Here is a 13,165-nt window from a genome sequence, read left to right as displayed (position 1 = left end):
ATCACGCTCCCAGTTCCTGGCGCTGACGGCGCAGGTGCGCGGGCAGCTCCTTGTACACGTCGTCGAACATCGAGGCCGGCGACGGAATCCGGTCGTCGGCCAGCGTCCCGTACTTCTCCGCTTCCTTCTGCGCGGCGATCACCTCGGCCTCGAGCTCGGCCGTCAACGCGTCGTGCGCGCTGTCCGACCAGATGCCCTTCACGATCAGGTGGCGCTTGAAGCGCTCGATCGGATCGCCCAGCGGGAAATGGGACCAGTCGTCGCTCGGCCGGTACTTGGTCGGATCGTCCGACGTCGAATGCGCGCCCGCGCGGTAGGTCACCCACTCGATCAGCGTCGGGCCGAGATTGCGGCGCGCACGCTCGGCCGCCCAGCTCGACGCCGCATAGATCGCGAGGAAGTCGTTGCCGTCGACGCGCAGCGACGCGATCCCGCAACCGACGCCGCGCCCCGCGAAGGTCGTGCCCTCGCCGCCCGCGATCGCCTGGAACGTCGAGATCGCCCACTGGTTGTTGACCACGTTCAGCACGACCGGCGCGCGGTACACATGCGCGAACGTGAGCGCGGTATGGAAATCGGCTTCGGCCGTCGCGCCGTCGCCGATCCATGCGGATGCGATCTTCGTGTCGCCCTTGATCGCCGACGCCATCGCCCAGCCGACCGCCTGGATGAACTGCGTCGCGAGGTTGCCGGAAATGGAGAAGAAGCCGGCTTCGCGGTCCGAGTACATCACCGGGAGCTGGCGGCCCTTCAGCGGATCGCCTTCGTTCGACATCAGCTGGCAGATCATCCGCTCGAGCGGCACGTCGCGCGCGATCAGGATGCTCTGCTGCCGGTAGGTCGGAAAGCACATGTCGCCGTCGCGCAGCGCCATCGCGTGCGCGGTGCCGATCGCCTCTTCGCCGAGGCTCAACATGTAGAAGGAGATTTTCTTCTGACGCTGCGCGATCATCATGCGCGCGTCGAAAATGCGGGTCTTGAGCATCGCGCGCAGCCCGGCGATCAGCCGCGCATCGTCGAGATCGGGGGCCCACGGGCCGACGGCCTTGCCGTTGTCGTCGAGCACGCGCACGAGGCTGCGGGCGAGATCGGCGGTGTCCGCCGCGGCAACGTCGATCGGTGGGCGGCGCACGGCGCCGGCCGGCGATAGATGCAGATAGGAAAAGTCCGTCTTGCAGCCCGGGCGCCCGGTGGGCTCCGGCACATGCAGACGCAATGGCTCTGACAGGCTCATCGTGTCGTCTCCACGCTCGATTGTGTCTCACGCTGTTTGGGAACGCGCGGGCCGGTTGCCGGCCTGCGCGCGAGCTGACGCGCGGATAAGCACGTCAACCTTGGAAATTTATGCCTCGCAGCGGTGCGCGTCGATGCCCAAGCCGCTCGTTCGTGATGAGCAGATTTGCCATGGGGGCGGTCGTCGGCACGTGCGTGCGGCGGTTGGCTTTAGCGACGGACGGGTTTGCTGCGGCGCATCGTCGTTGGGCCGGCGGCAGCGAGCGGGCAGCAAGGAACGGACGGATCGGCGCCGTCCCGATCATGTGAGGGTACGAAGCAAAAGACCCCGTGAAATCCTGGATTTCAGCAGGGTCTTTCGTCGGGTGCGGGCGCTCGTGCGCCCGCTTGCCGGCTTACTGCGGCGCGCGATCGATCACGCGTCGGGACGGAAGATGTCGAAGCGGCTGTCGGGCGTCACGTGCACGTAGGCCGACGGGCCGCCCGCACGAAGAATGATGCCCGCGCCGAACGTGTCGAAAATGCCGTCCTTCAGCAGGTCATGGCGGATATGGACCGCGATGACCTCGCCCAGCACCAGCGTGGCCGGCGTCTCGACACCGTGATGATCGCGCAGCCGGATCACGTCGGTCACCTTGCATTCGAAGTTCACGCCGCTTTCCGCAACGCGCGGCACGTCGACGAGGCGCGACGGCACGGCGGTCAAGCCACCGAGTTCGAATTCATTCACGTCGTACGGCACGGCGGCACAGGTCTGGTTCATCCGCTCGGCGAGATCGCGCGTCGCGAGGTTCCACACGAACTCGCCGGTTTCCTGCACGTTGCGCAGGCTGTCCTTCGCGGCGGTGCTCGAAAAACCGATGATCGGCGGGCGATAGTTGAACGCGTTGAAGAAGCTGTACGGCGCGAGGTTCAGCGTGCCGTCGCTGCCGCGGGATGAAATCCAGCCGATCGGGCGCGGGCCGATGATCGCGTTCAGCGGGTCGTGCGGCAGGCCGTGGCCTTGCGACGGTTCGTAATAGTGATGGGTCGAGTCGGTCATGACGGGTGGTGTTGCGAGAGGCGAACGATGTGAAGGCTGTCAGCGGGACGCGTTTGCCGATGGCGACGCAGGCGCCCGTGCGACGTGCCTGGCAGTATCACATGGCGCCGTTTTCGGCGCAGTGAAGCGGATAGACGGCGTCGCGCTTCAGGCGTCCGGTTCGCCAGGACGCGTCAGATGGTCGATCAGCCACTGCGTCGCGGGCCCGCTCGCACGATCGGCCCGCCTGATCAACGACATACCGTATCGAATCACATCGCGATCCGACAACCGCACGACGGCCAGTCGGCCTTGCCGCAGGTCGTCCTCGATCAAATGCATCGGCATCGAACCCCAGCCGAGCCCTTCGAGCAACAGCCGATGCTTGGCGCCGAGGTCCGCAGTCTTCCATGTGCGGGTCGCATACACACCGAACGACTGCCCTTCGGTCAGCTTGCTTCGATCCGTCAGCACGAGTTGCGTATATTCGCGCGCCTCGGACAGCGGCACACGCCCGCGGCGCTGCACGAGCGGATGCGTGGGCGCGGCGACGGTGACCAGTTCGATCGCTCCCATGGACGTCGCGTCGATCACATCCGGCCAGTTTTGCACGGGCCCGCTGACGCCGAGCGCGCAGCCGCCGTCGACCACCAGCTTCATCACGCCGCCGAGCGCTTCGATGGTCAGGTTGAGCGCGACCGTCGGAAATTCGTCGGCGAACGCGCGCAGCCCCTCGACGAGCCTGGCCAGTGGAAACATCACGTCCACCGCCAGCGACAGCTCGGCTTCCACCCCGCCGCGCAGGCCGGCGGTCTTCGCCAGCAACTGGCCCGCCAGCATGTCGAGCCGCCGTGCGTCGGCCAGGACGATTTCACCGGCCGCCGTCAACGTCGGTCGCCGTTTGCCCCGTTCGAAGAGCGGCACGCCCAGCAACGACTCCAGATTGGCGATCGCGTAGCTAACGACGGATTGCGCGCGCTCGAGCCGCCGCGCCGCGCCGGAAAAGCTACCGGCTTCGACCACCGCGATGAACGCGCGCAGTTGATCCAGATTGGGGCTTCGCTCCATGATCCATCAAGAAAATCGATTTTAATGATCCATTCTAGACGATTGTTTCGATCACGGCATTCTCCTAAATTCCTGTTCAGCAGCGCTCGACGCGTGCGCGCCGGGCATCCCGGATCGCGCGTCGACGCCCCATGAACACGACAGGCAAATGGAATCATGACGATCGACAACTCTCCTTCCGGCCGGGCGGCATCGACCCGCGCCACGTTGTTCGACCCGCTCGAATTCGGCGGGATCACGCTCGGCAACCGCATCGTGATGGCACCGATGACGCGCAGCCGTGCCGGCGCCGGGGATGTACCCGGCGCGCTCAGCGCCACCTACTACGCCCAACGCGCGTCGGCTGGCCTGATCGTCACGGAGGGCACGCAGATTTCGCCGCTCGGCAAGGGCTATCCGTTCACGCCGGGGATTTACAGCGATGCGCAAATCGACGGCTGGCAACGCGTGACCGACGCCGTGCATCGCGCAGGCGGCCGGATTTTCGTCCAGCTCGCGCACGTCGGCCGCATCGGCCATCCCGATCTGCAGCCCGACGGCGCCCTGCCCGTCGCGCCGTCGGCCATTCAGCCGGACGGACAGGCATTCACGCCGGCCGGACCGAAACCGCACCCCGTACCGCGCGCGCTCGAGACGAATGAAATACCAGGCATCGTCGAGCAATACTCGCATGCGGCGCAGGCCGCGTTGCGGGCAGGTTTCGACGGCGTCGAAATCCACGCGGGGAACGGTTACCTGCTCGATCAGTTCCTGCGCGACGGTACGAACCGGCGCACGGACCCTTACGGCGGCACGATCGACAACCGTATCCGGCTGCCGCTCGACGTCGTGCGGGCGGTCGGACGTGTCGTGAGTGCCGCGCGCGTGGGCGTCCGCATTTCGCCGGTCACACCGCATTTCGGCGGCATCGCCGACAGTCAACCGCAGGCGCTGTTCGACCGGTTCGCCGACCGGCTGACCGGGCTCGCCGCTTATCTTCACGTCGTCGAAGGCATTCCGCAGGTCGCGGCCGATCAGGCACCGCCGTTCGACTACCGCGCATTGCGTCGTGCCTTCGGCGGGCTCTACATCGCGAACGGCGGCTACACGAAGGCGCGTGCGCAACAGGCACTCGACGACGGCCATGCCGACCTCGTGTCGTTCGCCTATCCGTTCATCGCGAACCCGGACTTCGTGACGCGTCTTCGACACGATCGCCCGCTCGCGCACGCGGACATGTCCACCGCTTACGGCGGCGGTGAAGCCGGCTACACCGACTATCCGACGCTCGACGCGTAAGCATCAATCGCCCGACAACAGGTCGGTCGCTCGACCGGATCGACGATCCACCCACTCATTCATTATGAATTCCATATGATCAATTCGATCAACCGCGCACTGTACAAAACAACCGTTCAAACGCCCGTCGTCAACCTCGTGCTGTCCGTCCTCGTGCGACTCCTCATCGCCGGCGTGTATCTCGGCGCCGGGATCAGCAAGATCTTCAACTATGCGGGCACCCAGCAGTACATGGAACACATGGGCGTGTCGGGCGCGCTGCTTCCGCTCGTGATCGTCGTCGAAATCGCCGGCGGCCTGGCCTTGATCACCGGCTTCATGACGCGGCTCGCCGCGCTCGGGCTCGCGATCTTCTCGATCATCGCCGCAGTGATCTTCCACGGCGGCGGCGACCAGACCCAGCAGACGTTCTTCATGATGAACCTGTCGATGGCAGGCGGCCTGCTCGCGCTGTTCCTGCATGGCGCCGGCCCTCTCGCGTTCGACCGCGCACAGCCGGACTGACCCGTCGGCTTTCGGCGACACACAACTGCGCGGCCGATCCGGGTCCGCGCTTCATCCATCCCCGGGGGCGAACGCCCCCATTCCAAGCGAGATGTTTCCATGACCAGCATGCATGCCATCCAGATCGAGCGGGTCGGCGATCCTTCTGTCCTTCGTCCCGTCGTGATCGAGCGCCCGACCCCTGCCGCCGACGAGGTTCTCGTACGGGTCACGCGTATCGGACTGAATTTCGCGGAAACGCTGCAACGTGCCGGCACCTATCCGGGCCCGGCGCTGACACTGCCCGCAGTGCCCGGCTCGGAAGTCGTCGGCACCGTCGCTGCCGTCGGCGCGAACGTGCGGGACATCCGGGTCGGCGCACGCGTCGCGGCGCCGCTGTTCGGCGCGATGCGCGCGACCGGCGGCTACGCCGAATACGTGACGCTCGGCGCCGCGCTGATTACCGCGATTCCCGACGAAGTCTCCGACGACGACGCGGTCGCCGTGATGTTGCAGGGGCTCGTGGCCCGTGTGCTGCTGCGCGAGACGCCCGTGGCCGCACGCACGGTCGCGATCACTGCCGCGGCCGGCGGCGTCGGCTCGATGCTGATCCAGCTGGCGCGACTCGACGGGGCACGCTCGATCACGGGCCTCGCAGGCGCGCCGGCCAAACTGCATGCGGTGCGAACGCTCGGCGCCGATCGGGCCATCAGCTATCGCGACGCGGACTGGGCCGATCAATTGAGCGACGCCACCGGCCGCGAGGGCCCTGACGTCGTATTCGATTCGATCGGCGGGACGGTCGCGCGCACGTTGGTGTCGGGTCTTGCGGTATACGGCCGGTTCGTCAGCTACGGCGCCGCGAGCGGTCAACTCCTGACGATCGACGAGGCGCTGATGAATGCGTTGATCTTCGGCAGCCGATCGGTGGCCGGCTTCGCGCTGCACGCGTTCCTCAACGAGCACGTCGTGCGCCGGACACTCGGCGAACTGTTCGGACTGCTCGCGACCGGCAAGCTGAAGCCGCTGATCGGCGGCAGCTACGGGTTCGATGCGATTGCCGACGCACATCACGCGCTCGAAACCGGCCAGACGACCGGCAAGCTGATCCTGCGCGTCGAATGATCGTGATATACCGGCGCGTGACGGCACCGTCGTCGCGCGCCAGCGAGCTCGCCTGCCGTATGGCGATCACCCACTTTCGCGCGGACGACCCGGAGCACGACGCGCGATTTCGCTCACGGAGCATCCGTTGAAAGACGACGATAACGAAGCAGGCATGCGCGTCTCGCGCCGACAGGTCATCGGCAATCTTGGCGCACTGGCTGCGATGTCCGCACTCGGTCCGTCCGCCGCGCATGCCGTCGACGCGCCGCCAGCCGCGGAGAGCCTGACGAATCCGGTCGGCTTGTACCCGAAGCCGCCGTTCCCGCATCAGGTCCAGGCGCCGCCGGGACTCGCGAGCCGGATGCAGCCGCGCCCCGACCACGGCGAGCAAAGCTATCGCGGCCGTGGCCGGCTCGTCGGCCGCAAGGCCCTCGTCACCGGCGGCGACTCGGGCATCGGCAGGGCAGCAGCCATTGCGTTCGCGCGCGAAGGGGCGGACGTCGCGATCGGCTATCTCCCCGTCGAGGAATCCGATGCGCGGGAAGTCGTGGCGTTGATCCGGGCAGCAGGACGCAAAGCCGTCGCGCTGCCCGGCGACATCCGCGACGAAGCGTTCTGCCAGCGGCTGGTCGCACGCGCGGCGGCGGAACTCGGCGGGATCGACATTCTCGTCAACAACGCCGCCCGACAACAGGCGCTCGATTCGATCGACGAGATGACGACCGAGCATTTCGATGCAACGATCAAGACCAATCTTTACGGGATGTTCTGGATCACGAAGGCGGCCATCCCGCATCTTCCGCCCGGCGCGTCGATCATCAACACCACGTCGGTCCAGGCAGTCAGGGCGAGCGCCAACCTGCTCGACTATGCGACGACGAAAGCCGGCATCATCGCGTTCACCCGATCGCTCGCGAAGCAGCTCGGGCCGCATGGCATTCGCGTCAATGCAGTCGCTCCCGGCCCCTACTGGACCCCGCTGCAATCGAGCGGCGGCCAGCCACCGGAGACGGTCGTCAACTATGCGGCGGGCTCGCCGTACGGCAGGCCGGGACAACCGGCCGAAATCGCCCCGCTGTATGTCGCGCTCGCCTCGTCGGAAACGAGCTATGCGAACGGGCAGGTCTGGGGCGCGGACGGCGGGCTGGGAATTTTCTGACACGCGACAAGCCGCGATATTTTTCATGTCCCGGCCGGCGTCGCAGCCTCGCCTCGATGGCGACGCCGCACAAACAAAAAACCCGCGAGCGCTGCATTTCTCGCGGGTTTTTCACACCTTCATCGAATCGAATCGCATCAACGCAATCGATGGTGCCGGGGACCGGACTCGAACCGGCAAGCCAGTTAAGGCGGCGGATTTTCGTCACACTGCTTCTTTCAAAGCCGGCGTCGCGTGCGCGAACCGTTCGTGCGCTGGACTATGCCTTCACCGTCGCGCGCGGGCGTGACCGCTGCCCGTGCGCCTTAGGCGCCCCCCGTCTAGTCTCTACACCTTCCTCGCGGATGCCGCGAGGCTTGGCTCGGCGTTGCCTCGATGCGCGCATCAGGGGTTTCGCCGAATTTGAAGGGTTCTGCACCGACCGTTTCCGGCCGGGCACTCAATCGTTTAAGTCCGCTATGTTTACCAATTTCATCACCCCGGCAAGAGGGCGGACGCGATTCTACCATTGCTTGCGCATGCGTTCCCCTTATTCCCCGCACCGCATCGCGACACCGGCCATCGCAGCATCGCCTCCTCCCTCGCATTCAACGCCGATACGACACCGATGCCACACGGCCGACGATTTCGTCCCACGCCGCCACCTCCGCCGATACAATCGACCGCGCGTCGTCTGACCACCTCAACCGTCTGACGTTTGTGTCGTGCTTTTCGCGAAACAAGCGTCGCGCGCGTCATCGCGAAGTCACAAACGTTTTCGATAATTCCCCGGCCGAAAACGTTTACATCGCATGACTTCATGACCTCGACCATCAAGGACGTCGCCGCCCTCGCGGGCTTCTCGATCGCCACCGTTTCGCGTGCGATCAACGCGCCGCATACCGTCAGCCCCGCCACGCTGCAGACGATCCGCACCGCCATCGACACGCTGCAGTTCCGCCCGAGCCCGCTCGGCCGGCAACTGCGCGGCGAGCGCACGCGGCTCGTCGGCGTCGTCGTGCCGACGCTGTCGAACCCGGTGTTCGCCGACTGCCTGCAAGGCATCGACGCGCTCGCGACCGCGGCCGGGTTCAAGCTCATACTGATGACGACCGAATACGATGCGGCGCGCGAACGTCATGCGATCGAGACGCTGCGCGAACAGCGCGTCGAAGGGCTGATCCTCACCGTCGCCGATGCGGATACGCACCCGCTGCTCGACATGCTCGATCGCGACGGCCCGCATTACGTGCTGATGCACAACGACACGCAGCGCCGCCCGTCGGTGTCGGTCGACAACCGCCGCGCCGCCTATGACGGCGTGCGGTTGCTGACCGCGCGCGGTCACCGTCGCGTGTTGATGCTGGCCGGTTCGCTCGCCGCGTCGGATCGCGCGCGCCAGCGTCATCTCGGTTATGCGCAGGCACTCGACGAAAGCGGCGTGGCGCCGCTGCCGCCCGTCGAAGTCGACTTCAACGCGCCCGAGCTGCCCGACGCGGTGCTCGCGCATCTCACCGCGCACGCCACGCGGCCGACGGCCCTCTTCTGCAGCAACGACCTGCTCGCGATGGTCGTGATGCGCGGCCTGCGCCGCGCGGGTTTCTCGATTCCCGACGACCTGTCGGTGCTCGGCTTCGACGGGATCGCGATCGGCGAGCTGCTCGCGCCGCCGCTCGCGAGCGTCACGACGCCGAACCGCGACATCGGCCGCCACGCGTGGCAGCGTCTCGTCGAATGTATCGGCGGTGCAGCGATCGACCGCACGTCGACGATCCTGCCGCACGCGGTACGCGACGGCGCGACGATTGCACCGCCCGCCGCCGACCTGCAACTGCGCAAGGCCTGAGCGCCGACCGCATGCGCCGCGCGGCCACACACACCCATAACCACACCCCAGCGCTACACCCACTCGCCCGGAGATTCGCCGTGTCCTTTCGCCTGACCTCGCTGCTGCGCGCGCTTGCCGCGCCGCTCGCCTTCGCCGCGCTCGTCGCCGGCGCCCCCGCGGCCCACGCCGACGAAACGGCGATCTGCTACAACTGCCCGCCCGAATGGGCCGACTGGGCCGCGCAGATCGCGGCGATCAAGCAGAAGACCGGCATCCGCGTGCCGTTCGACAACAAGAACTCGGGCCAGTCGATCGCGCAGTTGATCGCCGAGCAGAAGAGCCCGGTGGCCGACGTCGTCTACCTCGGCGTGTCGTCGGCGTTCCAGGCGAAGGACAAGGACGTGATCGCGCCGTACAAGCCCGCGCACTGGAACGACATTCCCGCGAACCTGAAGGACCCGCAAGGCTACTGGTTCGCGATCCACTCGGGCACGCTCGGCTTCTTCGTGAACAAGGACGCGCTCGACGGCAAGCCGGTGCCGCGTTCGTGGGCCGATCTGCTGAAGCCCGAATACAAGGGCATGGTCGGCTATCTCGATCCGTCGAGCGCATTCGTCGGCTACGCGGGCGCGGTCGCCGTCAACCAGGCGCTCGGCGGCAGCCTCGACAACTTCAAGCCGGGCCTCGACTGGTTCCGCAAGCTGAAGGCGAACGCGCCGATCGTGCCGAAGCAGACCGCGTATGCGCGCGTGCTGTCCGGCGAGATTCCGATCCTGCTCGACTACGACTTCGATGCGTATCGCGCGAAATACAAGGACAACGCGAACGTCGAATTCGTGATCCCGAAGGAAGGCACGATCGCGGTGCCGTACGTGATGAGCCTCGTGAAGGGCGCGCCGCACGATGCGAACGGCAAGAAGGTGCTCGATTTCGTGCTGTCGGACGAAGGCCAGAAGCTGTGGGCCAACGCCTACCTGCGTCCGGTGCGCGCGCAGGCGCTCGGCGCCGACATCGCCGCGAAGTTCCTGCCGGCGAGCGAATACGCGCGAGCGAAATCGGTCGACTTCGGCAAGATGGCGGCCGGCCAGCAGGTGTTCGGCCAGCAGTACCTGCAAGTGATGCAGTAAGCGGCCGGCCCCACGTCATGCTCGACCTGACTTTTCCGCTGCGCTGGCGCGTCGCGCTCGTCGCGCCGGCGCTCGCGGTATTCGCCGCGTTCTGGCTGCTGCCGATGGCGTCGCTCGTGCAGGTGTCCGCCGATGGCGCCTTCTTCTCGCACTACGCGGCGCTGCTCGGCAATGCACGCTACATGAAGAGCCTCGGCGAGACGGTGGCGCTGTCCGCGGGCGTCACGCTCGCGACGCTCGCGCTGTCGACGATCTCCGGCCTGCTGCTCGCACGCCGCGAATTCGCCGGCAAGCGCGTGCTGCTCGCGCTGCTGACGTTTCCGCTCGCGTTCCCGGGTGTCGTGGTCGGCTTCATGGTGATCATGCTCGCCGGACGCCAGGGGCTGATCGGCATGCTGTCTGCGAAGCTCACCGGCGACAAGTTCGTATTCGCGTATTCGGTGGCGGGCCTGTTCATCGGCTACCTGTACTTCTCGATTCCGCGCGTGATCGTCACCGTGATCGCGGCCGCGTCGAAGCTCGACGCGTCGCTCGAGGAAGCCGCGCGTTCGCTCGGCGCGTCGCCGTGGCGCATCTTCGTCGACATCGTGCTGCCCGCGCTCACGCCGGGCCTGATCGCGGCCGGCGCGATCTGCTTCGCGACCGCGATGGGTGCGTTCGGCACCGCGTTCACGCTCGCCACCGACCTGAACGTATTGCCGATGACGATCTACACCGAGTTCACGCTGAACGCGAACATCGCAACGGCGGCCGGCCTGTCGATCGTGCTCGGCGTCGTCACCTGGGCCGTGCTCGCGCTCGCACGACGCTTCACCGGTCACACCGCCGCCGCCGCGGCCTGAGGAATTCCGCATGACATCGCTTTCCGGCTCTTCCGCGCCCTCCCCGGCACCTGTGCCGGCTTCCCTGCCAGCGAAACCTGCCGCCCGGCACGCGCCGCGGGTCGCCGGTGCACGCGCGATCGCCGCGCTGCAATGGGGCGTCACGCTGCTGCTGTGCGCGTTCCTGATCGTGCCCGTCGTGATGTCGGTGCTCGCGGGGCTAACCGTCAACTATTTCCGCGGCCTGTCGAGCGGCCTCACGCTGCGCTGGCTCGAGCAGGTGTGGCAGCAGTATCACGGCTCGGTCGCGCTGTCGCTCTACGTCGCGTTCGCGACGCTCGCGATCGTGCTCGCGGTCGGCGTGCCGGCCGGCTATGCGCTCGCGCGCAGCAAGAGCCGCATCGCGCGTGCGATCGAGGAAGCGCTCGTGCTGCCGGTCGCGCTGCCGGGGCTGGCTTCGGCGCTCGCGCTGCTGGTCGTGTACGGCGGCTTCACCGCGTTCCGGATGAGCCTGTGGTTCATCGTCGTCGGCCACGTCGTGTTCACGCTGCCATTCATGGTGCGCGCGGTCGCGGCCGTCGCGGCCAGCGCCGACCTGCGCACGCTCGAGGAAGGCGCGGCGAGCCTCGGCGCATCGTTCGTCACGCGCTTCGTCACGATCGTGCTGCCGAACCTGCGGCCCGGCATCGTCGCCGGTGCGCTCGCGGTGCTCACGCTGTCGATCGGCGAATTCAACCTCACCTGGATGCTGCATACGCCCGACACCAAGACGCTGCCGGTCGGGCTTGCCGACACGTATGCGTCGCTGCGCCTCGAAGTCGGCAGCGCGTACACGATCCTGTTCCTGCTGATGACGCTGCCGCTGCTCGTCGCGATGCAATGGCTCGGCGTCGATCCGTCCGGTACGCGTGCGCTGAAGAAGCGCCCACGCTGACTTTTCCTGCAGACATGAAACTCGATTCCACTCCCATCACCCTGACCGGCTGCGCGAAGACGTTCCGCGGTACACGCGTGCTCGAACCGCTCGACCTGTCGATCGGCGCCGGCGAAACGCTCGTGCTGCTCGGGCCGTCCGGCTGCGGCAAGACGACCACGCTGCGCCTGATCGCCGGCCTCGACACGCCGGATGCCGGCGGCACGATCGCATTCGGCGACGACGACGTCACCGCACTGCCGATCGAACGCCGGCAAGTCGGCATGGTGTTCCAGAACTACGCGCTGTTTCCGAACCTGACGGTGCGCGGCAACGTCGGCTACGGGCTGAAGATCCGCAAGACCGAGCCGCGTGCGCTGCGCGAACGCGTCGACGAACTGCTCGCGATGATGCGGCTCGACGCGCATGCGGACAAACCGGTCGATCAACTGTCGGGCGGCCAGCGTCAGCGCGTCGCGCTGGCACGCGCGCTCGCGGTGCGGCCGCGCGTGCTGCTGCTCGACGAACCGCTGACCGCGCTCGACGCGAAGCTGCGCGACGTGCTGCGCCGCGACATGAACACGCTGCTGCGCGAACTCGGCGTGACGACCGTCTACGTCACGCACGACCAGGCCGAAGCGATGGAACTCGGCGACCGGATCGTCGTGATGGGCGCGGGCCGCATCGAGCAGATCGGCACGCCGCGCGAGATCTACTACCACCCTGCGAACCGCACGGTCGCGCAGTTCATCGGCACGCTGAACCGGCTGGCGGGCCAATGGCGCGACGGCGCGCTCGCAACGACGGGCGGCGCGATCGTCACGCCGCACGCGGCCGACGAATGGTTCTTCCGCCCCGAGGACGCGCAGCTCGCCGATCCCGCGCTTGCGCCGCTGCGCGGCGCGGTCGGCGCGTGTGCGTTCCTCGGTGAACGCACACGGCTCACGATCGAGCATGCGGCGCCCGACGCGCTCGTGATCGACGTGCCGGGCCGCATCGCGCTTGCGCGCGGCACGGCGGTCGGCCTCACGATCGCGCCGGAAGGCCTGATCGCGCTCGGCGCGTAAGCCGTCGATCGGGCATCATCCAGGCAGCCCCCATGGCGGCGCACGCCGCCGCGACAACAACCAGAGATTCCGAGGAACGAC

At 67.2% G+C, this 13,165-nt stretch carries 12 protein-coding genes; 9 read left to right on the top strand and 3 right to left on the bottom strand.

Annotated elements, in window-relative coordinates; all coding sequences use genetic code 11:
* Position 1: 1 nt before the first annotated feature.
* From JMF86_RS05825 to JMF86_RS05815, 3 genes are all read right to left on the bottom strand, one after another.
* Positions 2-1,234, bottom strand: a complete 1,233-nt coding sequence (locus JMF86_RS05825; protein ID WP_006476388.1) for a 3-methyl-2-oxobutanoate dehydrogenase (2-methylpropanoyl-transferring) subunit alpha — start codon at positions 1,232-1,234, stop codon at positions 2-4.
* Positions 1,235-1,648: 414 nt separating this feature from the next.
* Positions 1,649-2,275, bottom strand: a complete 627-nt coding sequence (locus JMF86_RS05820; protein ID WP_011694242.1) for a flavin reductase family protein — start codon at positions 2,273-2,275, stop codon at positions 1,649-1,651.
* A gap of 147 nt (positions 2,276-2,422) precedes the next feature.
* A complete protein-coding gene (locus JMF86_RS05815) occupies positions 2,423-3,322 on the bottom strand; it encodes a LysR family transcriptional regulator (protein ID WP_006476390.1) in 900 nt (299 codons plus the stop codon).
* 156 nt (positions 3,323-3,478) lie between these two features.
* Here JMF86_RS05815 and JMF86_RS05810 point away from each other — a divergent pair, with 156 nt between their 5' ends.
* From JMF86_RS05810 to JMF86_RS35410, 9 genes are all read left to right on the top strand, one after another.
* A complete protein-coding gene (locus tag JMF86_RS05810) occupies positions 3,479-4,600 on the top strand; it encodes an alkene reductase (protein WP_011545038.1) in 1,122 nt (373 codons plus the stop codon).
* Between the two features lie 75 nt (positions 4,601-4,675).
* The gene (locus JMF86_RS05805) at positions 4,676-5,104 is read left to right on the top strand and encodes a DoxX family protein (RefSeq protein WP_011545037.1); all 429 of its coding nucleotides are present in this window, start codon (positions 4,676-4,678) and stop codon (positions 5,102-5,104) included.
* 99 nt (positions 5,105-5,203) lie between these two features.
* Positions 5,204-6,208 (top strand): zinc-binding dehydrogenase, encoded by a 1,005-nt coding sequence (locus JMF86_RS05800; RefSeq protein WP_054927571.1) that lies wholly within the window; start codon positions 5,204-5,206, stop codon positions 6,206-6,208.
* Between the two features lie 154 nt (positions 6,209-6,362).
* The gene (locus JMF86_RS05795) at positions 6,363-7,349 is read left to right on the top strand and encodes an SDR family oxidoreductase (protein WP_011545035.1); all 987 of its coding nucleotides are present in this window, start codon (positions 6,363-6,365) and stop codon (positions 7,347-7,349) included.
* 799 nt (positions 7,350-8,148) lie between these two features.
* Complete coding sequence (locus JMF86_RS05790) at positions 8,149-9,174, top strand: substrate-binding domain-containing protein (RefSeq protein WP_011545033.1); 1,026 nt, start codon at positions 8,149-8,151, stop codon at positions 9,172-9,174.
* An 80-nt stretch (positions 9,175-9,254) separates the two neighbouring features.
* Entirely contained in the window at positions 9,255-10,283 is a 1,029-nt protein-coding gene (locus tag JMF86_RS05785) for an ABC transporter substrate-binding protein (protein WP_041489179.1), read from the top strand.
* A gap of 17 nt (positions 10,284-10,300) precedes the next feature.
* Entirely contained in the window at positions 10,301-11,125 is an 825-nt protein-coding gene (locus JMF86_RS05780) for an ABC transporter permease (RefSeq protein ID WP_011545031.1), read from the top strand.
* Between the two features lie 10 nt (positions 11,126-11,135).
* A complete protein-coding gene (locus JMF86_RS05775) occupies positions 11,136-12,038 on the top strand; it encodes an ABC transporter permease (protein WP_011545030.1) in 903 nt (300 codons plus the stop codon).
* A gap of 14 nt (positions 12,039-12,052) precedes the next feature.
* On the top strand, positions 12,053-13,084 hold the full coding sequence (locus JMF86_RS35410; RefSeq protein WP_011545029.1) for an ABC transporter ATP-binding protein: 1,032 nt from the start codon (positions 12,053-12,055) through the stop codon (positions 13,082-13,084).
* Positions 13,085-13,165 lie beyond the last annotated feature (81 nt).

Source organism: Burkholderia sp. E168m15 (genome assembly GCF_016586105.1).
Lineage (GTDB): Bacteria > Pseudomonadota > Gammaproteobacteria > Burkholderiales > Burkholderiaceae > Burkholderia > Burkholderia orbicola.
Note: the sequence above shows the minus strand (reverse complement) of the source record. Positions and strands in the feature narration are given on the sequence as shown.